Source organism: Bradyrhizobium sp. USDA 4354 (genome assembly GCF_054060315.1).
Genome location: NZ_JBSSDC010000001.1, coordinates 7,850,800 through 7,872,650 on the forward strand (window position 1 = coordinate 7,850,800; position 21,851 = coordinate 7,872,650).

The window sequence follows — 21,851 nt, forward strand, 5'->3', positions numbered from 1 at the left end:
AGGTGCGCCGGCAAACCGCGGACACGATCGCGTCCCCCAGCGGCGTCCGCACATCACCAGAAAACCGGGAACTCCTCGAACCCGCCAGTGATGATCTCCTTGCGCAACTTCAATTGTTCGGGCGCGACGGCCAGGCGCAGCGCGGGAAAGCGCTGGAAGATCGAACCGAACACCGCCTTGAGTTCCAGCCTGGCCAGCTCCCCGCCGATGCAGGAGTGCGGCCCGTAGGAGAACGCGAGGTGCGGCTTTTCCTGGCGTCCGATGTCGAAGATTTCCGGCTCGTCGAAATGGCGCGGATCGAACGACGTTGCCGGCAGGCCGACCAGCACCTTGCTCTCCGCGGGAATATGCACGCCCGCGATGGTCACGTCGGTCCTCGGATAGCGCATGATGCCGTCCCAGCCCGCGCCCGGCGGGTACATGCGGAGGATTTCCTCCACCGCCTTGTCCACCAGGGATGGATCGCCGACCAGGCGTTCGCGCTGTTGCGGATGGCGGAACATGGCCAGCAGGCCGCATTCGATCTGCGCGACGGTGCTCTCGTGCCCCGCCACCAGCATCCCCGCCGCCAGGCCGATCGCTTCTTCCTCGGTCGCCTTGCCCTGGTCGACCGCCGCGAGCAGATCCGTCAGCAGGTTGTCGCCCGGATCCCGGCGCTTGTCCCGCATCTTATCGCGAATGTAGGCGCGCAGTTCTTCCCAGGCCAAGCGCGACGCGCTGCGCGGGCCGCTTTCATGCTGGTGCGTCATCACCTCGTCGGACAGCCGAGCGAAAAAGGCGTGATCCTCGTAGAGCACGCCCATCAGGGCGCTGATGACCATAGCCGGAAGCGGAAACGAGAGGTGGCGCCGCAAGTCGGCGGGCTGGCGCTGGGCCGCCAGGTTCTCGAACAACTGCGCAGCGATCGCCTCGACATGCGGCGCCAGCAGCTTCACCCTGCTCCTGCTGAAGGCCGGCGCCACGAGCGTGCGTAACCGGACATGCTCACCCCCCTCGTGCGAGACCAGCCACCCCGGCGAACCGAGAATCACCGAATCCGGGGTGAACGCCGCCGGCGGCATTCCCGCCGGCCGGAACGCCGCGTCGGACAGCGCCGCCTTGGCCTCGTCGTAGCCTGTCACCCACCAGCCTTCGTGGCCGGACGGGAAACGCACGCGGTGGATCGGACCGTTGGCGCGTAGCGCCAACATCTCGGGCGAGGGCTCAATGTGATCGACGCGCCACATCGGCAGCATCGGCAGGGGTTGTTCGGACACGGTGGCACTTCACTCTCTAAGCGATGGAAGGGCGGAAGGTGCCGCAGGCGCTGCGGTCACCGGCTCCACGTGCGCTTGCGTTCACTTCTGTTCGTCGATGATGATCGGCGGGGAAGGCGCCCGAATCCTAGGGCCTCAAGTTGGCTTTAGCCATCTACCGAATCTTGTAGTAGCGCCCTAAGCTAAATGCCTGGTGATATGCGGAAAACTCTGTCGCCACGGGCTACCATACGGAAACCTATTTCCGATGGGTATCCGCCTATGTTGGTTGGCTACATGCGCGTGTCGCCGGACCCCGACCGACAGAACACGGACTTGCCGCGCGATGCACTACAAGTACGACGGCGTTGATCCGCGTCACCTGTTCGAGGATCACGCCTCGGGTGCGAAGGATCACCGCACCGGCTTGGCGCGTTCGCTCGCTGCCGCACCTGCTCGCGATCGTGACCTCGCTCAAGGACATCGGGTGGCGTTCCGCTTCGTGACCGAGAACCTGGACACCACAGCGCGCTCGGGCAAATTCATGTTCCAGCTGCGGCGCGCTCGCGCAGTATGAGCGCGCTTTGATCCAGGAGCGTGTTGCAAGCCACTTGCGCACGTTCGCGTTGCCACGTGCGTCAAACTCGCGAAGCACGTTCTCGTTGATCAAATACGCGGTGACAGAATCCGCGCGAACGACTGAAACTGGTAGTTTTCTAGCTATTGACTTGGGTTTATCTCGATGACCACCAGCGGAGAGCCTTCATGTACATACCACTCCACTTTCGAGACGACGACATCGAGAACATTCGAGCAACAATCCGCTGCGCCCGATGGCCAACCTGGTCACAGCGACATCAGATGGGCCACTTGCGACGCCTCTTCCGCTCTTCCTCGATGAGAGCGAAGGTGAACACGGTGCGCTGTACGGGCACCTGGCGAAGGGCAATGCGCAATGGCGCACGGCCCCGATCGGAGAAGCTCTGGCGATCTTTACTGGCGCAGAGGCTTATGTGACGCCATCCTGGTTTCCCAGCAAGCGACAAGCTGAACATGTGGTGCCGACATGGAATTACATCGCGGTCCACGCCCATGGGCCGATTGAGTTCTTTGAGGAACCCACTCGCCTGCTTGAGATTGTGACGCGTCTGACGAATATCCATGAGACGTCACGTGCGACGCCCTGGGCCGTCAGCGATGCTCCCGCGGATTTCATCGCCGCCCAGTTGCGTGAAATCGTCGGCGTGCGCATCCCGATCACCATGGTCGAAGGCAAACGCAAGATGAGCCAAAACCGCCCCGCGCCTGATCGCATTGGTATCGCCACCGGCCCAGCGGCGAGCAAACTGGCACGGGACCAGGAAGTTGCAGCTCTTATCTTGGTTCAGGACTGAGACGACAATGTGCATGACCCGCCAACAGCGCCGCTCGACATAGAGCGATCTTAAAGCTCTCACAGACTCAAGCGGCCGGGCTATCATCTACCTCGCGAAATTCACGAACGGAACAGTCAGCTCGGGCTTGCCGCACTGTGTAGACACTTGTCCGTCTTCTGACAGAGGCACAATCTCGTGTCGGGTCCAGTACAACGCGCATAGTAAGCGTTGAGACTTTTGTGGCTTTCCCGGCGCCGCCTGGGATGGCCATTGCTTAAAACAAATCGGTCCAGGCGTTCGCTGCCCATTGTCGAGTACATGTTTGTCTTTCGCTTGGCACGATGCTTGCTGAAGATCATTCGCTCCAAGGGGCGAGGAAGAACTGCAAGGGCTTGGAGAAGCAAGATGAGTGCAAACGCTTTGATCGGTGGCGTGATTCCGAGCACCGATGTCGTGAAACGTGCAGCGCGCATTGGTGCCGAACTCAAAAATATCAAGCTATCAGGCGATCTACCGGATCACGCGATCGCCGCGATCAACAGCTTATTGCTCGAGCACAAGGTGATCTTCTTCCGCAATCAAGGACATCTCGATGACGCCGAGCAGGAGCGCTTTGCCGCTCGTCTCGGAAAGCTAGTGCCACATCCGATGCTCGGTGCTACTAAGGGGACGGCGTCGCTTCTCGAACTCGACTCCACTCGCGGCGGTGGTCGGGCCGACGTTTGGCATGCGGATGGAACCTTCGCCGACGCATATCCTAAGATTTTGGTCCTGCGGGCCGTTGTAATGCCAACGTTCGGAGGCGACACTGTGTGGTCGAACACAGCTGCCGCTTATCTTGGTTTGCCGCCGCCGCTACAACGGCTTGCCGAGGCCCTATGGGCCGTTCACAGCAACGTCTTCGATTACGCCGGGATCGCGCGTGTCCGCGAGGTCGACAAGAAACACTTTGACGAGGTGTTCACCAGAACGGTTTTTGAGACCGAGCATCCCGTCGTACGAGTCCATCCCGAAACAGGCGAGCGGTCGCTAGTGCTCGGCGCCTTGGTGAAGCACTTTGTTGGGGTCCCCAAATACGACGGACAAAAGCTGTTCGACCTGCTCCAGTCTCACATCACAGCGCCCGAAAACACTGTGCGCTGGAACTGGTTAGAGGGCGATATTGCGATATGGGATAACCGCGCAACACAGCATTACGCGGTCAACGATTACGGAGACCAGCATCGCGTCGTACGTCGGGCCACGATCGAGGGTGACGTGCCTGTCAGCGTCGATGGCCGAAGCAGTGTAACGCGCCTGAAGGTGACCAAATAACCGCACGTCGACGCCCAGCGCTCTCGCGTTTGAAAATCGAGAAAACCTGGTAAGAGTTGTTTCGTGTAGACGCGGGAACACACTTTCCGACACGATATCTCAGCTCTTAGCGCCAACTCGGCAGCGCCTAGGTTGATGCACGCAACTATTTAGCGTCGACCAACAGCTTCGAGGAAACCTTGAGCATCACTGTCCTTCGCCAGCGGCCGGTACGTGGCCTTGACGTTTCAGTTTAGAAAATCCTCGATCCGTGGCCATAAAGCGCGTCAACATGGGGGCGATGAGTTTGATCGGATCGACCACTTGACCACCCTGACGCGTAAGCGCTTCTGCATATGCAATGAGATCACGATGCACGGCCGCAGGCAGCTCCGTACTCACTTTGACGGGCTTGTCGTCTGGAAGCTCTCCTATTTTGAGTTTTGGCATGTTGTCACCCTCTATACGGCGTAAGTATGAGGTCATGATTGATAAGAACACGAACCGGGAAGCCAGGTCGCACGGTCAGAGTAGGCTGGATGCTGAGACTGCGCCGAACGACCTGCTGCCCGGCCTGGTTTAGTGAGTCCGAGGCGCCGTGTCGCAATGCCTGGATGATTGCGCTGTCGTTGCTGTTGGTGTCCGAGCCGGCACCCAGTTCGGTCCCGACCGCCAGAAACGTCGATACTGCCGCAGCCCTGAATAGCTCACCCCAGTGATTGTCGACCTGATCTTCGAGGCCTGCATAGCCGGCGGTGTCAGCGCCAGGCTGCCGCTCGAGAACGATGGAACGTCCATTCGGCATGATCAGCCGCGTCCAGACGAGCAGGACCCGGGACTGGCCGAAAGTGACCTGGCTATCGTAGATCCCAATCAGACGCGCTCCCTGAGGCACAAGCAAAAAGCGACCGGTCGGCGTGTCAAAAACATTCTCGGTTACCTGCGCGGTCACTTGGCCTGGCAGGTCCGACCGGATTCCGGTGATCAGCGCTGCTGGAATCACCGTTCCAGCTTGCACGATGTAGGGTGAAGCGAGCTTGGTAACACGGTCAGGGCTTACCGTGCGACGATCCACAGAAGCATTAACGAAAGCAAGCTTCCGGTCTTGGCCGTTCTGCCCAGATCCATCGTCGCCGGTGCTCGTTGCGGTCGCCGACACGACGCGGTCGCCTCCAACCGCCGCAGCGGCGGACGGACGCACTTCTCGTCCATTGGTCGAAGCGAACAGATGGCTGATACGGGCAGCTTCGGTCTCTTGGTCCCGCCGCTGCTGGTCTGGATCAGCACCGATCGTCGGCGTCTGGCCTTGAGCGGCAAGGATCGGTCGACCGAGGTCGCCAGGGAGCGGCGGACCAAGCTGCGGGATCGGCTGGCGCGGAACGGCAGCATAATCCTTCGGCAGCGCCGTAATACCGTCCGCAACATTGTGGTGGTCGGTACTGTAAAGCTCATCCGTCGCCTCATTACGGGAGCGATTGCTCTGTAGCGACCACAGCACAGCTCCGCCGATGACAAGCAGGGCAACCGCGCTCCCGCCGGCCAAGACCTTCCGCGACAACCGCGTCACGCGCGGATGCTCCGCTCTCAATCGGAAGCCTTCGGACCGCTCCCCTTGCGTCTCCGGCGGAGCTGCTTGCTCATGATCGTTCTCAGTCCGAGTATTCATGACGACGGCCTCCCATCGGTCCTGACGATTCGGACCCTCGGCTGGTGCTCACCGCCGAGCCGGAGTTCGGCGGCAGCAAACAGCCGATCGACGATCAATACGTTGCCGTAAGCGCGGTAGTTGACGAGCTCGGACTTGCCGTCTGGGCCGATGACGAAGAGCGGAGGCATCTCGCCCTGCACGATGCCTTGCGGGAATTCGACATAGACCTTGCGGCCATCGTCATATGCGGCGAGCGGCCGCCAAGGAGGGCTGTCCCCTTCGATGGCGTAGCGGGAGATACGTTGCGTCGGATCCGGCAGAACGGGTTTCAGAGCGACCGAACGCGATCGTTCCCGTGCAGTTTCTGGATAGTACCAGGCAACAGACGGCATATAGGGCCGTTCGCGGGAGCGGAGCTCGATCAGGTAGGTGCGTCGGTCAGTATTGACCACCAGGTTGGTCTCGATCGAAGCTCGGGTCGGCTTGACCAGGATATGGACGCGCCGTGTGTCGCCGCTCCCGCTCTCGGTATCGCCCACGACCCAGCGTACGGTATCTCCAGCTGCGATCGGCCCTGCTCCCGTCAACAGTTCTCCCTCCTCGAGCGCGATATCCGTGATCTGCCCTGGTGCGGCGTAAATCTGATAGAGCGCCCCGGGACTGTAGGCGTAGATTTGCGCCGCGTTGAAATACCCCCGCCTGCGCGGTTCGACCCGGGCTGCGCTGTTTGCGGTCTCAACCCGGTTCACGGGTTCAGCGTCTTCCTTACCTCTCGACCTGCCGCCGAGAGCCGGCTTCCAGAGGGGTGGAACGTGAAGCGGTCGCGATCTGTCGTCGAGAGCTACTGGCGTCGCCGGTAACGGAGGAACTTCAGCGTCATAGCTGATCTCCGGCGGAATGTAGGTCGCGCATCCACCGAGCGCAGACGAACAAAGCAGAAGAGCGGACAGAAGTGCTCGCCTTGAGGTCACGAACTCGGGCCAAGCTGAATTGAGCCTGCTTTGCTGGAGGGAACGTTTCGAATGAACGTCAGACGGCGTGTTGGTCACTGACTCAACTCCTTTGACCAGTTGATGGCGCGGACGTAGACGCCGAGGGGATTCTTGCGCAGGCGTTCGGCATCGCGCGGCGTCTCGATCACGATGGTGAGAATCGCTGTCCAGCGCTCGGTCGAGCTCAACGACCCGTTGTCGTAGGCGCGCTCGGTCCACGCGACCCGAAAGCTTTCCGACGACGCGCGAATGACGCTCGAGACGTCGACCGAGATTTGCGCCTTACCCAGCTTGGCAAAGGGGTCCTTGTTGCGCGCGTAGTCGTTGAGCGCAGCGGCGCCGCGATCGGTCGTAAAATCATAGGCCCGAAGCCAGTTTTGGCGCAGAACGATACCGTCGGCAGGCAGGCCTCTGACATCCTCGATAAAGCGCGCCAGATGGTAGGCGATCTGCGCGTCAGTGGGTTGATAGCCGATGTTGGCCGGCGCAACTCTTTGGGCCTGACCGAGACGGTCGACTTCGACCACCCAGGGCGTAATCGAGCCCTGGCTCGACTGCCAGACAAGTCCACCTGCGAGACCCGCAGATAGCATCAAGCAACCGAACGCCATCAGGCGCCAGTTCTTGGCCTGCACGCGCGCGGATCCAATGCGTTCGTCCCAGACCTGTGCAGCCTTTTGATACGGCGTGACCGGTTCGGGCATGCGCCCGTAATGAACGGAAGGTCGTTTGAACATCGAAAGTTGCCCCTGAGATCAAGTGATAGGTTCGAGTCGTGCGTGGAAGCGTCGAGGCGCTGCTGTGCGGCGGAGGTGCAGTGGTTCGTCTCAGCGCTCTCCTTCGGACAAGTCGACGGAGGAGCCGCTGCCACCATGATCGCCCGAGCGGATGGCGTGGCCAGCGGCCGAGGCACCATGCCGAATGGTCTGAGCACGCTTCAGGCGGCGCGCCCAGTCGGGCCGCCCTTCTGCCGAAGTGCTCGCGGCCTGCGCGCCGGCGTTCCCGCTTCCGCCGAGTGCAGCCGCTGCGCGACGCAACGGGCTCATTGCAGCCGAGCTACCCGCCTCCGTAACGCCAGCAATGCCTCCGCTTCGATAGGCGGCGGACGCTCCACTCAAGACGGCACCCCCGCCGCGCGCCGCGCCAGCAATCGCGCCACCAGCGATACCGGCACCGCCGACGGCGAGGCCTGCGCCGGCCGCAACAATACCGCCAGCGGCAAGGCCCGTTCCAATCGCCGAACCGGCGCCGAGCTGCGGTCCGCCGGACACCAGGCCGTTGGCGATTCCTGGACCGAAGATGCCCACGCCCAGCAAGGAAAGTGCCGCAAGCACCAGTGTCATCGCGTCTTCGATGGTTGGCTGATTGCCACCAAAGCCAGCGGTGAACTGCGAGAACAGGGTCGATCCTATCCCGACGATGACGGCCAGGACCAAGACCTTGATTCCGGAGGATATGACATTGCCCAGGACTCGCTCTGCTGCGAAGGCGGTCTTGCCAAACAAGCCAAAGGGAATGAGCACGAAGCCGGCCAACGTCGTGAGCTTGAACTCGATCAGTGTGACAAAGAGCTGGATCGCCAGAATGAAGAAGGCGAGCAACACCACGACCCAAGCGAACAGGAGAACGACAATCTGGACGAAATTCTCGAAGAAGCTGATGTAGCCCATCAGGTTGGAGATCGAGTCGAGCAGCGGTCGGCCGGCGTCGAGTCCGACTTGCGCGATCTTTCCAGGTCTCAGGAAATCGGATGCGGACAGGCTTGCACCCGATGCTTTCAGTCCAAGACTGGCAAAGCTCTCGAAGACGATACGTGCCAGGCTGTTCCAGTTGCCGATAAGGTAGGCGAAGACCCCCACGAAGAGCGTCTTCTTGACGAGGCGCGCTATAATGTCCTCGTCAGTTCCCCAGCTCCAGAACAAGGCGGCGAGCGTGATGTCGATCGCCGCAAGGGTCGTTGCGAGATATCCGACATCGCTCCCCAGCAATCCGAATCCGTTATCGATATAACGCGTGAACGTTTCCAGGAACTGGTCAATGATCCCCGTACCAGTCATGGCTTGCTCACCTCAGGTGTCGCCGGTTGCGGATATCTTTGCGGGATCCGGCCCTGATCCTTTGGGAGGGGCATCAAACCGGCCGCCTCATCGTGGCCGGAAGCTGCGACACCGTCCTTCTTGCCAAAGAAGCGACGCCGATTTTCGGCCCAAACTTGCTGGCAATGGCGATAGCCCGCCGTTTCCTCCGGAGTGACGCCGCGGCAGTGTGCAAGGTCTGAGCTGGTTGCATCGGTCGTCTGCTCCGCCTTCAGCGCCGGCGAAGAATCGTCCCCGCCACGCAGCTGAATCGTGCAGGCGGCGACGGCCACTAGGATTGTCGTGAGTAGCGACAGCGCCTTGAATGCCTTTACGTCGGCCATCAGTGGAACATCTGCGCATTGGAGGATTGATAGCCCTGTCCTGGCGTCAGGAATCGCCTGAGCTGCTCTCGTCCCTGATCCTGGGCCGAGGCGCGCTGAGCCGCTTCGAGGCTCTGCGCCCTGCCCTGCGCCGTCACGACAGCGGTGAGGTCGGCCAGCTGCTGCGCGTTCAGCGCGAGAATCTGATTGCCAGCTTGTGTTGCTTGCAGAGCGCCGCTTGCGCCTTGGCTAGACGTTACGAGCGCGGACGTCTGGATGCGATTGGTGTCGAGGTTGCCAACAATGCCGGCCTGGACGCGAAGCGCGTCTTGCGTTGCGGCATAGGAATTCTGCCATCGCGATTGAGCGTTGGAGATCAGTAACTGGTTCGATTGGCTGCTGGTCGCTGGCGCGTAGCTGGTCGAGAACGCGCGATCAATCTGCTGCACGTCATAGGTGATGCGCTGGGCCTGGGCCAGCAATTGCTGGGTCCGCTGGATCGATGATTGCAGTTGCTGTAGCGACGAGTACGGCAGGCTTGCCAGATTCCTGGCCTGATTGATCAGCATCTGCGCCTCGTTCTGCAACGAGGTGATCTGATTGTTGATCTGCTGGAGCTCTCGCGCGGCGGTCAGGACGTTCTGGACGTAGTTGTTGGGATCGAAGACGATCCATTGCGCTCGCGCCGGCACCGTGACATCGAGCATCAGCGCGAGGGCACCAGCAGCCGCCAATAGGCCAAGACGCCTCATAGCGATTTCTCCAGATTGACGAGATTGGGAATCAGGTCTAGGGCCCAGGCGACGCCGCGGTGCTGGAGCCATGCCGGCACGAAGCCATCGGGCCCATGTTCGGCGAGGAGCTGTGCGATGACAGCCTGGTCTGTCTTGGAAGAGGCTGCGGTGAATGCGAGCGCAACTTCTCCAAGACCAAGTTCGAACATCCGGTTTCCCCGACGGGTTTGGCAGTAGTAGTCGCGCTTTGGCGTTGCCCGGCTCAGAAGCTCGATCTGGCGGTCGTTGAGACCGAAGCGGCGGTAGATGGCAGTGATCTGTGGTTCGATCGCCCGTTCGTTCGGCAGCAACAGGCGCGTCGGGCAGCTTTCGATGATCGCCGGCGCGATCGCAGATCCATCGATGTCAGAAAGCGACTGGGTGGCGAAGATAACGGACGCGTTCTTCTTCCGAAGCGTCTTCAACCATTCCCGGAGCTGGCCGGCAAAATCCTCGTCGTCGAGAGCAAGCCAACCTTCATCGACAATAAGGAGTGTCGGCCGGCCCTCGAGACGATCCCCGATCCGATGGAAGAGATACGCCAGCACGGCCGGAGCGGCGCTCGTTCCGAGCAAGCCTTCGGTCTCAAAGGCCTGGACCGAGGCTTCGCCGAGGCGCTCGAATTCGGCATCGAGTAGCCGCCCGGACGGGCCACCCAGGCAGTAAGGCTGCAAAGCCCGTTTCAGAGAGTTCGATTGGAGCAGGACTGACAGGCCCGTCAGAGTGCGCTCCTCCCTCGGCGCCGAGGCGAGAGACGTCAGCGCCGACCAAAGATGATCCTTGACCTCAGGGGTGATCTCGACCTTTTCTCGCGCCAGGACTCCGCCGATCCATTCCGTCGCCCACCCGCGCTCGGAAGGATCATCGATCCAGGCCAACGGCTGCAGGGCGACGGGGTTTTCGTCCGCGTCAGACAATGCGCCCCCGAGATCGTGCCAGTCGCCACCCATGGCGAGGGCGGCCGCACGAATTGAACCGCCAAAATCGAACGCAAAGACCTGAGAATTCGGGTAACGGCGGAACTGTAGCGCCATCAGGGCGAGCAGGACTGACTTGCCGGCACCCGTCGGTCCCACCACAAGAGTATGGCCCACGTCACCGACGTGGAGCGAAAATCGGAATGGGGTCGATCCGTCGGTCTTGCCGAACAGAAGCGGCGGACCCTTGAAGTGCAGATCCCTCGCCTCGCCGGCCCACACGGCCGACATCGGAATCATATGAGCGAGGTTGAGGGTAGACACCGGCGGCTGACGCACATTCGCATAGACATGCCCAGGCAGGCTGCCGAGCCAGGCTGTGACGGCGTTCACCGTCTCCGTCATGCAGGTGAAATCGCGGCCCTGAATGATCTTCTCGACCAGGCGGAGCTTTTCGTCGGCTGCATTGGGATCGCGGTCCCAGACCGTAATGGTCGCCGTAACAAAGGCTTGTCCGATCTGATCCGACCCCAGTTCCTGCAACGCCGTGTCGGCATCAAGCGCCTTGTTGTGGGCGTCGGTATCGAGCAACGTCGACGCCTCGTTGGTCATGACCTCGTTGAGAATGGCACCAATAGACTTTCGCTTGGCGAACCACTGCCGCCGAATCTTGGTCAGAAGCTTGGTGGCGTCGATCTTGTCGAGCATGATCGCCCGGGTCGACCAACGATACGAGAATGGCAGGCGATTCAGGTCGTCCAGGATTCCCGGGGTCGTCGAGCCCGGAAAGCCGACAATCGTCAGAACCCGCAAGTTGGCTAAGCCCAGCATCGGCTCCAGCCCGCCGGTCAGCGGCTGGTCGGCCAACAGCGCGTCGATGTATATGGGAATCTCGGGCACTCGAACCCGATGACGTTTGGTCGAGATCGTCGAGTGGAGGTAAGTCAGCGTGTCCTGATCATCGAGCCAGGCGCATTCGGGCATGAACCCTTCAAGGAGACCGAGCACGCGGTTGGTCTGGTCGACAAACCCGCGCAGGACCTCCCGGGCATCTGCTCCAACGGTGCGGTCGCGACCTTCATAGAGCAATCGCTCCGCCCTAGCCGCTCCCTCCTCCGGAGGCAGATAGAGGAAGGTCAAGAAGTAGCTGGACTCGTAATGAGCACCCGCCTCCTCAAACTGAGCCCTGCGTTCCGCGTCGACCAGCGCGGAAGCGACGTCCGGAAAGGAGGCAGGTGGATACGCCCCCGCAAAGTGACGCTGCGCCTCGACGAATACGGCCCAGCCTGATCCCAGGCGACGCAAGGCGTTATTCAAGCGACCCGCGACGGCGACGAGTTCAGCCGGCACTGCGCTATCCAGGTCGGGTCCGCGGAACTTTGCTGTCCGCTGGAACGAGCCGTCCTTGTTCAGGATGATTCCTTCGTCGACTAGGGCTGCCCAAGGCAGGAAGTCGGCGAGGCGCGCGCTGGAATGGCGATATTCGGCAAGGTTCAACATGACGAAAAACTCAGAGGTTGAGATGACTGGGAATGCGCAGATGTCGACGCACCACATCGACGAAGGCGGGATCGCGCTTGGCGGCCCAGACGGCGGCCATGTGGCCGATGAACCAGAGGACAAGACCCGCAATCCAGAGCCGAAGTCCGAGCCCCAGGGCCGCCGCGAGCGTACCGTTTACGATCGCAACCGACCGGGGCGCGCCGCCCATCAGGATTGGCTCAGTGAGCGCGCGATGAACGGGCACGACAAAGCCTGCCACCTGATTATCCATCAGATCACCACGCCGCCGCCGAAGGAGAAGAACGACAGGAAGAAGCTCGAGGCGGCAAATGCGATCGACAGACCGAACACGATCTGGATCAGCCTACGGAAACCACCTGACGAGTCCCCGAACGCGAGCGTGAGCCCAGTCACGACGATGATGATGACGGCGATGATCTTGGCGACCGGCCCCTCGACCGACTGCAATATCTGATTGAGCGGCTGTTCCCACGGCATGTTCGAGCCGGCAGCCCATGCCGGCGCCGACGCCAAAAGAACCATCCCGGACATGGCTAGTGAAGCGGCATCTCGACGAAAGCGAAATTGCGGACGCATGTCAGTCTCCTGCTGATGAAAAGTTGTAGTCGCCGGCGGCCCCGAGCCCGGTGACGAGGGCGAGTTCAGCGAGGCGACGGTCAGCGCCCCGCCCCGCGAGCACAGCAACGAGGTTGATGGTCTCGGCGATCAAGGCGCGCGGAACTGTGATGACGGCTTCCTGGATCAGTTGCTCGAGCCGCCGCAGCGCACCGAGCGCGGTGCCCGCATGAATAGTGCCGATGCCGCCGGGATGACCTGTACCCCAAGCCTTGAGCAGATCGAGTGCCTCCGCACCTCGGACTTCGCCGACCGGAATGCGGTCAGGACGCAATCGCAGCGAAGAGCGAACGAGATCCGATAGCGTGGCCACACCATCTTTGGTCCGCAAAGCCACGAGATTGGGCGCTGTGCACTGAAGTTCGCGCGTATCTTCGATCAGCACGACCCGATCGGCAGTCTTTGCCACTTCGGCCAGGAGCGCATTTGTCAGAGTCGTCTTGCCGGTCGACGTTCCACCGGCGACGAGGATGTTCTTCCGTGCGGCGACCGCATTCTTTAGGATCTCGGCCTGCTCCGAGGTCATGATTTCTTTGGCGACGTAGTCGTCGAGCGTAATCAGGGCGACAGCGGGCTTGCGGATTGCGAAGGCCGGAGCTGCCACGACCGGAGGCAAGAGACCCTCGAAGCGCTCTCCGGACCCAGGCAGTTCGGCCGAAACTCGTGGCGCGCCGGCATGCACCTCGGCGCCTACGTGATGCGCCACCAGGCGCACGATGCGCTCGCCGTCTGCCGGGGACAGCGTCTCGCCAGTGTCAATCAGGCCACTCGACAGCCTGTCGATCCACAGCCGCCCATCTGGGTTGAGCATCACTTCGATGATCGCTTTATCTTCGAGGTAGCCGGCAATCGCAGAGCCAAGCGCGCTGCGCAGCATTCGCGCACCGCGCGAACTTGCTTCCGATTGAATGGAATGGATTGCCACTGTCGTCCCCACCCAGTGAGGGCGCCCGCAAAGGGCCCTCAGATGGGGATGATTAGAAAAAGCACCTGTTGACTTGGCGCAACAAGCGCTTTCGCTGGTCGTAGACTGGCGTACAAAAAGGAAGACTGAGAACTGATATTGGACGCCTACTCAATCGTACCGGTCGCTATGAGATATCGCTCACCACTCCGCGTCGTCGTCCGCGGGCACCAGGATGGGCGAATTCTCGTACAAGCCAACCGAATCGATACCATTGGAAACATTGGCTGGCGTCAAGCGGAGAGTTGAACTCATCCATGAAGCGAAGACTCTGCGCCAAGGCAGCGCGAACCAGACCAACGTTGCGATCTGCAGCGCTACGTTGAGGCCGAACGCGACCTGATAGGCTTGGACGGTCCTATGGCCATCATTCGCAGACCATTGCTCAATGGATCAGGCCTGTCGCGTATTGTGCCAGAATGCCCAACCAAAGTGCAAGACGTTCAAAGCGCCGTTGGCACGACCAGCAAGCTCCGGCGGAAAGTAATCCGCTATCACCGCGAAACTGACCACGATTGCCGTTCCGACAATTGCGACAACGGACCAGGGCAAGATGGAAGGCAGAGGCGCTCGCAGGATCAAGACTGACTCGGCTGCGATGAATAGCACTGCAACCATCGCTAATATCACCTCCGCTCCGATTCCCCTGCGTTTGATGTGATGGACGGCCATACCGAGCAACCAGGCACCGCCGCTCAGTACGACAGACATCATAAAAAGCTGTCTGACGAGACTTGCGCGATCAAACCCTTCTACGTCTATTAACCACGGCGACGCCCACAAACCTTGCAGAGACCAGGATGATCCAATGCAAGTCGCCGATAACGGGGCTATTCGCCAGAACCGTTGATCGCTGAAAACAGAGCTCAGGCTGGTGGACGCTGTTGACAGGGCGATGCCTCGTTCAGGCACTACGACGTAGATGAGAATGGCCGTCGCACCGGTGGCGGCCGCCAGGATCTCAAAGAGTTGCCGCCAGCCCATCCAGGCGAGCAGGTGTTCGACGGGGACCGTAGCAGTCACCGCTCCTAGCGATCCCAGCATGACCATGTAGCCGTTCAGCAAGGGAACGCGCTCCCTGGGGAACCAAAGGATAATGGATTTCAGAGCTGCCGTGAGCGCCGCCGCCACGCCAAGCCCGATCATTGCACGCGCGATCAAAAGTGACAGGAAGCCGGTCGATACTGCGAACAGTCCGGCGCCCACTGCTGCGAGCAAGAGCAGAGCACTTTGGACGCGACGCGGACCGAATCGGTCCAACAAGATGCCGACGGGGATCTGAGCCGCCGCGAAAACTAGAAAATAGACCGAGGTAAGCAAGCCAAGGTCGGCAGTCCCAAGCCCGATGTCCGAGCTGATATGGCTGGCGATCAGAGCGTTGATCGTTCGAAACAGGTACGAAAGATAGCATCCAGCAGCAAAAGGGAGAAAAACCCGCGCAATTCGACACCATCCTTTTGAGATTTGCATGCCGGCCCCTCTTGCTGTCAGCTCTTTCGGGCCGATAGCGCGACCAGCTCTTGCCGGTTCAGCTAAATCGCTGCGGTCGTAGGCTAGCGAAGAAAAAGAAGGGACCGGCGAAACGGTATTGCTGCAGTTCAATCAGGTTTCTTCGGCCGGCTCCTGAGGGCGGATATCTTCAGGAATCTCGCGCAGAAAGCTTTGCCCCTTCTGCAAACGACGCCCGAGCGCATCGACAAATCCTTCAAACCGCTCCCGGCCCTTTGCCTGCGCGGCCGCCTGTGCGTCGTTGGGTAGTGGCGGTGTGATCGTCAGCCAGAAACGGATGAAGAGCGCCAAGGTCTCGGCCGTTAAACCAACGTCACGCTCAAGCCTCTGCATCTGACGCGACAGCCGGTCGAGGCGACGGGTGAGGGCCGCCTCCCGCCTGTCCGCTCCGTCCGGCGATAGAAACGAAGCGACAGCTGCTTCCACGATTGCAGACCGGGAAAGCTTCTTGCGATCGGCGAGCTCCGAGATCTGCTTCAGCAGTTCTGGCGGGAAATAGACGTTCATCCGGTCGCGCATATCGCCTCAGAGCTCCATACCGTCATTCGGGTCCATGGCAACTTGACGGGCGACACCGCGCATCTGCTGACGCATAAGCCGAGACTGGCGGACCGCATCCTCGTCATCGCCAAGAACGGCGGCAAATTCCTCTGCCGGTGTCGGCTCGGTCGTCTCCTTGACGATTGCCACGTGATCAGGGAGTTCGGGCTCGCGGCGCAGACCGCTGTTCGCCGTGTCTTCCTCTCCTTGCCCCCTATCGGTTGGCGGCTGCGTCGGCTTCAGCGTTCCGAGCGCTGACCATCCGTCCGTTCGCGATGATCGGCCAGCCCTCGCCGGATCGGGCGGCGGCAGAACCCGCTCCGTGAATCGTCGATCCTCGTGGTAGCGGACCTTCTTCGCCCGGATCGGCGGCGTGCCTGCCACCATTACGATCTCGTCCATCGGCGGAAGCTGCATGACTTCGCCCGGGGTCAGCAGCGGCCTTGCCGTCTCCTGGCGCGAGACCATCAGGTGCCCCAGCCAGGGGTTCAACCTGTGACCGGCATAGTTCTTCATCGCCCTCATCTCCGTCGCCGTGCCCAGCGCGTCGGACACCCGTTTGGCGGTCCGCTCGTCGTTGGTCGCAAAGCTGACGCGGACGTGACAATTGTCGAGTATCGCATTGTTCGGCCCGTAGGCCTTTTCGATCTGATTGAGCGACTGCGCGATCAAGAAACTCTTGATGCCGTACCCCGCCATGAAGGCGAGCGCGGACTCGAAGAAATCAAGCCGCCCAAGTGCGGGGAACTCGTCGAGCATCATCAGAACGCGATGCCGGCGGTCGCGGGCGTGCAGATCCTCGGTCAGGCGACGACCAATCTGGTTCAGCACCAGACGGATCAATGGTTTGGTCCGCGAGATATCGGAAGGCGGCACCACCAGGTAAAGCGTCGTCGGGCGGCTATCCGCGATCAGATCGGCAATCCTCCAGTCGCAGCGACAGGTCACCTGGGCCACGACGGGATCGCGGTAGAGCCCGAGGAACGACATCGCGGTGGACAGGACGCCGGAGCGTTCATTCTCGGATTTGTTGAGGAGTTCGCGCGCGGTCGAGGCGACCACGGGATGAGCCCCCTGCCCGCCAAGATGCGCGGTGGTCATCATCGCCTTCAAGGTTGCCTCGATTGGCCGCTTTGGATCGGATAGGAAAGCTGCGACACCGGCCAAAGTCTTGTCTGCCTCGGCATAGAGAACGTGGAGGATGGCGCCGACCAGGAGCGAATGACTGGTCTTCTCCCAATGGTTCCGCTTGTCGAGGGAGCCTTCGGGGTCGACCAGGACGTCGGCGACGTTCTGGACGTCGCGAACCTCCCATTCCCCGCGCCGGACCTCGAGCAGCGGATTGTAGGCTGATGATTTTGGGTTGGTGGGGTCGAACAACAGGACGCGGCCATGCCGCGAGCGGAAGCCCGCGGTCAGTTGCCAGTTCTCGCCCTTGATGTCGTGAACGATGGCCGAACCCGGCCATGCAAGAAGAGAGGGAACGACGAGACCAACGCCTTTGCCGGACCGGGTGGGCGCGAAACACAGCACGTGCTCCGGTCCGTCATGGCGGAGGTAGTCGCGGTCGAGCTTGCCGAGCACCACACCATCCGGGCCGAGAAGACCGGCCGCTCGAACCTCTTTCGCATCGGCCCAGCGCGCCGAACCATAGGTTTCGACATTCTTGGCTTCACGCGCGCGCCACACCGACATGCCGATCGCCACCGCAATGGAAACGAAGGTCCCCGACGCCGCAATGAAGGCCCCCTCGACAAAGACCTGCGGGGCATAGGCATCAAAGACGAACCACCACCAAAAGAAGACTGGCGGGTAATAGATCTTGAAGCCCAACAGTTCGAACCAGGGTCGCCCAAGCTCCGGTTGCCAGGCGAGCCGCCAAGCCGTCCACTCGGTTGCTCCCCAAATGGCCAGCAAAACGATCAGGCCGACGACGATCACCTGTCCCCAGAGGATTTTGGTTCCGGACATCCCGAGCGCCCTTCCGCAACTGAATTGGAGATATCGCTAGAGGCCGAGGTCGCGCTTGCGACCAAAGCCCCATTCGATGCCACCGCCGCCCTTCGCGACGCCGGTGACGTGTTGGCCGAGCTTCCTTTCGAGTTCGCGCGACCAGGGCACGAGCTGGAAGCCGAGCCCATTGTCGATCATGGCGAAGCGTCCCGAACTGAGCGTCAGACGCTGGCGAAGCGTGCCCGCCACATGCTCCCCGGAGGCGGCGTGCACATGAGGCAGACCCGTGCTGGCCGAGACTTTTGCGGCCACCTCGTCCAGTTCGCGTCGGCGCAACGTGTTCAGGAGGTCGCGCTGCAGAATGACGCGTTGGCCCTGCCGTCGCGCCAGACCTTCCTGAACCAGATGCTCGGCGCGCGCTTCCATGGCGTTGCGGGTCTCGCGGCCGAACCCACCCATCGCAAGCGGCATGGGATCGCGTTCGACCAGCCTGTGGTCGAGCCAGGTCGCGCCCTTCGCGGTGACTTGCTCGGCAAGATCGAGATCGGAGCGGGTCGCGAGCACCATGGTCGGCCGCGGATCGTCGGCTTGACCGAAGCGTCGCACTTCGACAATGCCGCCGACCGGTGGCGCCTGTTCGAAGGCCTCGACCCCTCGGAAGCGCACGTGGTGAGCACGTCCGTCCGTTCCGTCGATCAGGGCGTAGGCCTCGCCGGTCAGTTCGTCATGCAATCCCCGGTCGACCAGCCGTCCGATGATCTGGGACGTCGGCTGTCCACCTTCGATGACATAATCGGAAACGCCGCGCGCTTCCCCACGCTCCGTGAAGGCACGGTGCATCGTTTTGATGATGTCGCCACGCATGCCGAGGTCGCGCAAGCTGCGTTCGGCCTCGATCCCTACCATCCACTCCCCTGATGAGGCGGATGCGGCAAGGCCCATCTTCTCCAGGTGTTGAAGGCGACCGACCATCAGGCGCCTGATCTCGGGGTCGGACTTCCCGGGATTCTCTACGCGAAGATCGATACAGCCGGTCTCATCGGCTGCCAGCCGGATTTCCCGATCGAGCCGCGTCCATCGTTCCGCCGTGACTTCCCTCTCCAGCGAATTACGAACTTCGTGCTCCGGTTTTGGACCCAGTTCGATGGCGACCAATTCCTCCGCGCGTGAGCGCAGGCCCTGACTGATGTAGTCGCGGGAGATCACGAGATCCGCCCCGTCCTCATCCACGCCCCGAACGAGAAGATGGACATGAGGATTGTCGGTATTCCAATGATCGACAGCCACCCAGTCGAGTCGCGTTCCAAAGTCGGTTTCCATCTGCTTGGCGAGGTCGCGGGTGAAGGCCTTCAGGTCGGTCATGTCGCCGGCGTCCTCCGGCGAGACAATGAACCTGAAATGATGACGGTCGTCCTTGCAGCGTTCTGCGAAAGCCGCGCTATCGGCGCCGTCGCTGCGGGCATCAAACATCTCGGCCCGCCCACCACTCCGGGTCACGCCGTCGCGCTTCAGATATGAGAGGTGGGCGGTCAGCGGCGCTGAACGGAAGGCTCGTCCCTTCTGACGAACCACGCGCGCTTTCACCACGACGCGCCGCGTTGGGCTGAACAATCTGGCGCGGCTAAAGGCGAGGCGCCCGCGGCCAAACGTCGAGCGCCCATAGGCCGCCGAACGCCTGCCGGACAAGGTCTGTCCCGAGGTGTGTCCTGCCTTCTTCGCTGCCCGCAGCACCTGGTTGATAAAGCTCTTCTGCTTCGGCGCGCGTGTACTGCGGATGCGCCCGGGCCGAATACGCAGATCGCTGTCGCCCACGCTCACGGCAGGGCCTCCCAATGATCAAAAGCACGCACGGTGCCGAAAACGCCTTTGATTGCATTCTTAAAAATGCAAGGCGCAGCACGCGCTCCGACCGACCGGCACGCCAGAAGCCAAGCCATGCCAATGGCTTGCGGTTCGACCGGCGAGCCTCTTTTATCTCGCCGTCCTGCTGTCGTGGTCTCCCGGTCGCCGGTTCCCGAAAGAGTCGCCGCGACCTGGCAGTTGACTTGCGAAGCCCCCACTGTTTCCGAGCGTTTGCGATAGCGATCGTTACCCGAAGGGCCGAGACACCCGAAGGGTGGCTCGGTGAGGAGCGAAGCGACGAGTAGAGCGCGGGCCGAAGGCATCGCCCACACGAAATCAGGTTGCGAACCAGCACACTTGGTCATTGCCATGCTCCCGAGTCCGATCGAGGGACGAACACGCCAAGAGGTCGTGGAACCATGGGCGAAACATCGGGTGCCGGGATTGCAGCCGTGACACCACTCGAAGGCATGAGAGCCAGCAACCGATCGCGCGTTTTCAGGAGACCGGATCGCGTGACGAATAGCGTCGCAGCTGCTGATGACTGTCCGCTGGACGTCCACCTCGGCGGCAGTTCGATGGCAAGCAGATTTGCAAGCTTTGCGACGTATGCTCGCGTCTCCTCTGGCAGAGAGCCGCCTGCGAGATGCTCTTCATAGCGAGCCGGTCCCGCGTTGTACGCGGCAAACACGCCAGGCGAGCCATACCGATCGAGCAGTTCGCGCAAGTAAGCCGTGCCGGCCAGAATGTTGTCGTGCGGGTCGTAGGGGTCGTTCCCGAGATCGTAGCGCTCGCGAAGTTCCGCCCAGGTCGCCGGCATGATTTGCATCAGGCCCATTGCGCCCTTTGGCGATCTGGCGCGCACGTCACCAGCACTCTCGATACTTTGGACCGATCGGATCCAGTTCGGCGCAATCGCAAAGCGTTGCGAGGCTTCATTGATGAAGCCGGCAAATGAGTGAGCGGTCTGACTAATCGTCGGCTGGGCGGCTGATCCGCTCTGGGCCAAAGTAGCAAAGTCGAACGCGGTCAGAAGAAGCATCAGCGGCACGACAGCACAAACGCGCGTGCCCGACCGCCCCAAGCACCCGATCGGGCTCGCGCCAACCTTGCCGACATCGATCGAGGCGGAGGAATGATCCCGCAATCGATCGAACAAGGGAATGGCGAGGAGAACACGTCGAATACGCACGATCACTCTCCCACGTCCACACCGGCATCGCACGGCCGATCACGCTAGATGCCGGAAGAAATCCAAAATACCGGCCATCAAGAGAGTCGTCCGACTGCCAGTTCATCAGAAACAGCTCGCCGTCGCCGACGACGCGGCAGCCCTGCCATTTCGGCAGCGGCCGGCCGCGTCCGTCGCGATCCCGCGCCTCGCCCACCGCGACGTTGTCGACCGAAATCGTGAGGCCGCTCCTGCAAACACTCTGCCCCGGAAGGGCGAGCACGCGCTTCAGCATGGTGACGCCAATGGGCAAATAGCCGTTAAGGTCGAGGAAGGTCGCGAGCGGCTCCGGCGGCTGCACGGCGACCAATTCAGTGACTTGGAATTGGTCCGCCGGTAGGAGGCGGTAGAGACCGATCGGCACGCTCGGGGATGCATTCCAGATGTAAAGCGGAAGCGGCCCCAGGACGATCGTCGCGATGAGCGCAGCAGCGATCCCAATCGTTACGGCCAGCATCATGAGGCGGCCCGTCATCGCATCACCTTTTGGCGATGAAGCCAAGCCTGATGGCGCGCTTTCGTATACGGCCGCGGGTTTTCGTTGACGGAGAGACGGTTGTGAACGTGATGCCAGTGATCAGGCGCGACGTCAGCCGGATCGATCCCGAGCGCCTCAATGGCATCGATCATCTGCAGCACGCGCTCGACCTTCGGCCAGCCTGACAGCCGCAGCAGAATCTCACCGCCGGGTGTCACATAAGGAACGGTTGAGCAGCGCTGTCCCGGTGCGACCGCACGCAAGATGTCGATCCGCGAAATGATCGTCCCAAAGTCGTTTGAGGTCCAACGGACAAAGGCAAAGATGTTGCCGGGCGCGAATGACAGGACGCGCCGGTGGCGATCGAGCTTCCGTTCGTTGACGATACGACCGAACCGAATGCGGTTTTCGATGCGCTTCTCGAGCCACAACACTTCCACTTCCGTGAGATCGCTCATGCGGCGGCTCCCTGACGTTGGAGCTGGCAGCCGTGAGCTTGGGGCTCGGTGGAGAGTGTGCATGGCCTGCAAAGGTAGGCAGGCCTATCGGACAGCCGCCGCCGA

The 21,851-nt window shown here is 61.5% G+C and carries 19 protein-coding genes and 3 pseudogenes; 3 read left to right on the top strand and 19 right to left on the bottom strand.

Annotated features, from left to right (window positions below; translation table 11 throughout):
- Window positions 1-53: 53 nt before the first annotated feature.
- On the bottom strand, window positions 54-1,256 hold the full coding sequence (locus ACVIIV_RS36430; RefSeq protein WP_456748508.1) for a cytochrome P450: 1,203 nt from the start codon (window positions 1,254-1,256) through the stop codon (window positions 54-56).
- 325 nt (window positions 1,257-1,581) lie between these two features.
- Here ACVIIV_RS36430 and ACVIIV_RS36435 point away from each other — a divergent pair, with 325 nt between their 5' ends.
- The 3 genes and pseudogenes from ACVIIV_RS36435 (at window position 1,582) to ACVIIV_RS36445 (ending at window position 3,925) form a co-directional block, all read left to right on the top strand.
- A complete protein-coding gene (locus tag ACVIIV_RS36435; RefSeq protein ID WP_456748509.1) occupies window positions 1,582-1,812 on the top strand; it encodes a hypothetical protein in 231 nt (76 codons plus the stop codon).
- A 188-nt stretch (window positions 1,813-2,000) separates the two neighbouring features.
- Window positions 2,001-2,629: pseudogene (locus tag ACVIIV_RS36440) on the top strand (FMN-binding negative transcriptional regulator).
- 387 nt (window positions 2,630-3,016) lie between these two features.
- Entirely contained in the window at window positions 3,017-3,925 is a 909-nt protein-coding gene (locus ACVIIV_RS36445; protein WP_456748510.1) for a TauD/TfdA dioxygenase family protein, read from the top strand.
- Window positions 3,926-4,111: 186 nt separating this feature from the next.
- Here the strand turns inward: ACVIIV_RS36445 and ACVIIV_RS36450 are convergent, their stop codons facing one another.
- The 18 genes and pseudogenes from ACVIIV_RS36450 to ACVIIV_RS36535 all read right to left on the bottom strand — a co-directional run bounded on the left by ACVIIV_RS36450 (window position 4,112) and on the right by ACVIIV_RS36535 (window position 21,746).
- A complete protein-coding gene (locus ACVIIV_RS36450; protein WP_456748511.1) occupies window positions 4,112-4,354 on the bottom strand; it encodes a DUF2274 domain-containing protein in 243 nt (80 codons plus the stop codon).
- Between the two features lie 4 nt (window positions 4,355-4,358).
- A complete protein-coding gene (locus ACVIIV_RS36455) occupies window positions 4,359-5,570 on the bottom strand; it encodes a TrbI/VirB10 family protein (protein ID WP_456748512.1) in 1,212 nt (403 codons plus the stop codon).
- A complete protein-coding gene (gene trbG / locus ACVIIV_RS36460; protein WP_456748513.1) occupies window positions 5,567-6,601 on the bottom strand; it encodes a P-type conjugative transfer protein TrbG in 1,035 nt (344 codons plus the stop codon). The genes ACVIIV_RS36455 and trbG overlap by 4 nt, the downstream gene beginning before the upstream one ends.
- A complete protein-coding gene (trbF, locus tag ACVIIV_RS36465) occupies window positions 6,598-7,281 on the bottom strand; it encodes a conjugal transfer protein TrbF (RefSeq protein WP_456748514.1) in 684 nt (227 codons plus the stop codon). Before trbF ends, trbG begins: the two co-directional genes overlap by 4 nt.
- Window positions 7,282-7,371: 90 nt before the next feature.
- Window positions 7,372-8,601 carry a P-type conjugative transfer protein TrbL gene (gene trbL / locus ACVIIV_RS36470; RefSeq protein ID WP_456748515.1) on the bottom strand — a complete coding sequence of 410 codons (1,230 nt, stop codon included), beginning with the start codon at window positions 8,599-8,601 and terminating at the stop codon, window positions 7,372-7,374.
- The gene (trbK-alt, locus tag ACVIIV_RS36475; RefSeq protein ID WP_456748516.1) at window positions 8,598-8,963 is read right to left on the bottom strand and encodes a putative entry exclusion protein TrbK-alt; all 366 of its coding nucleotides are present in this window, start codon (window positions 8,961-8,963) and stop codon (window positions 8,598-8,600) included. Before trbK-alt ends, trbL begins: the two co-directional genes overlap by 4 nt.
- The gene (trbJ, locus tag ACVIIV_RS36480; protein WP_456748517.1) at window positions 8,963-9,694 is read right to left on the bottom strand and encodes a P-type conjugative transfer protein TrbJ; all 732 of its coding nucleotides are present in this window, start codon (window positions 9,692-9,694) and stop codon (window positions 8,963-8,965) included. Before trbJ ends, trbK-alt begins: the two co-directional genes overlap by 1 nt.
- Complete coding sequence (trbE, locus tag ACVIIV_RS36485; RefSeq protein WP_456748518.1) at window positions 9,691-12,132, bottom strand: conjugal transfer protein TrbE; 2,442 nt, start codon at window positions 12,130-12,132, stop codon at window positions 9,691-9,693. The genes trbJ and trbE overlap by 4 nt, the downstream gene beginning before the upstream one ends.
- 10 nt (window positions 12,133-12,142) lie before the next feature.
- Window positions 12,143-12,406 carry a VirB3 family type IV secretion system protein gene (locus tag ACVIIV_RS36490; RefSeq protein WP_456748519.1) on the bottom strand — a complete coding sequence of 88 codons (264 nt, stop codon included), beginning with the start codon at window positions 12,404-12,406 and terminating at the stop codon, window positions 12,143-12,145.
- Entirely contained in the window at window positions 12,406-12,678 is a 273-nt protein-coding gene (locus tag ACVIIV_RS36495; RefSeq protein WP_244486413.1) for a TrbC/VirB2 family protein, read from the bottom strand. Before ACVIIV_RS36495 ends, ACVIIV_RS36490 begins: the two co-directional genes overlap by 1 nt.
- Window positions 12,679-12,733: 55 nt before the next feature.
- Window positions 12,734-13,648 carry a P-type conjugative transfer ATPase TrbB gene (trbB, locus tag ACVIIV_RS36500; RefSeq protein WP_456748917.1) on the bottom strand — a complete coding sequence of 305 codons (915 nt, stop codon included), beginning with the start codon at window positions 13,646-13,648 and terminating at the stop codon, window positions 12,734-12,736.
- 228 nt (window positions 13,649-13,876) lie between these two features.
- A pseudogene (locus ACVIIV_RS36505) lies at window positions 13,877-15,205 on the bottom strand (MFS transporter).
- 132 nt (window positions 15,206-15,337) lie between these two features.
- Window positions 15,338-15,763, bottom strand: a complete 426-nt coding sequence (locus ACVIIV_RS36510) for a ribbon-helix-helix domain-containing protein (protein WP_456748520.1) — start codon at window positions 15,761-15,763, stop codon at window positions 15,338-15,340.
- Window positions 15,764-15,769: 6 nt separating this feature from the next.
- Entirely contained in the window at window positions 15,770-17,755 is a 1,986-nt protein-coding gene (locus ACVIIV_RS36515; RefSeq protein ID WP_456748521.1) for a conjugal transfer protein TraG, read from the bottom strand.
- Between the two features lie 36 nt (window positions 17,756-17,791).
- Window positions 17,792-19,555, bottom strand: a complete 1,764-nt coding sequence (locus tag ACVIIV_RS36520) for a relaxase/mobilization nuclease domain-containing protein (RefSeq protein WP_456748522.1) — start codon at window positions 19,553-19,555, stop codon at window positions 17,792-17,794.
- A 385-nt stretch (window positions 19,556-19,940) separates the two neighbouring features.
- Window positions 19,941-20,771 carry a lytic transglycosylase domain-containing protein gene (locus ACVIIV_RS36525; RefSeq protein ID WP_456748523.1) on the bottom strand — a complete coding sequence of 277 codons (831 nt, stop codon included), beginning with the start codon at window positions 20,769-20,771 and terminating at the stop codon, window positions 19,941-19,943.
- Window positions 20,772-20,778: 7 nt separating this feature from the next.
- A pseudogene (locus ACVIIV_RS36530) lies at window positions 20,779-21,285 on the bottom strand (S26 family signal peptidase); the annotation flags it as partial.
- A complete protein-coding gene (locus ACVIIV_RS36535; protein ID WP_456748524.1) occupies window positions 21,282-21,746 on the bottom strand; it encodes a DUF2840 domain-containing protein in 465 nt (154 codons plus the stop codon). The gene ACVIIV_RS36535 and the pseudogene ACVIIV_RS36530, both read right to left, overlap by 4 nt.
- Between the last annotated feature and the right edge of the window lie 105 nt (window positions 21,747-21,851).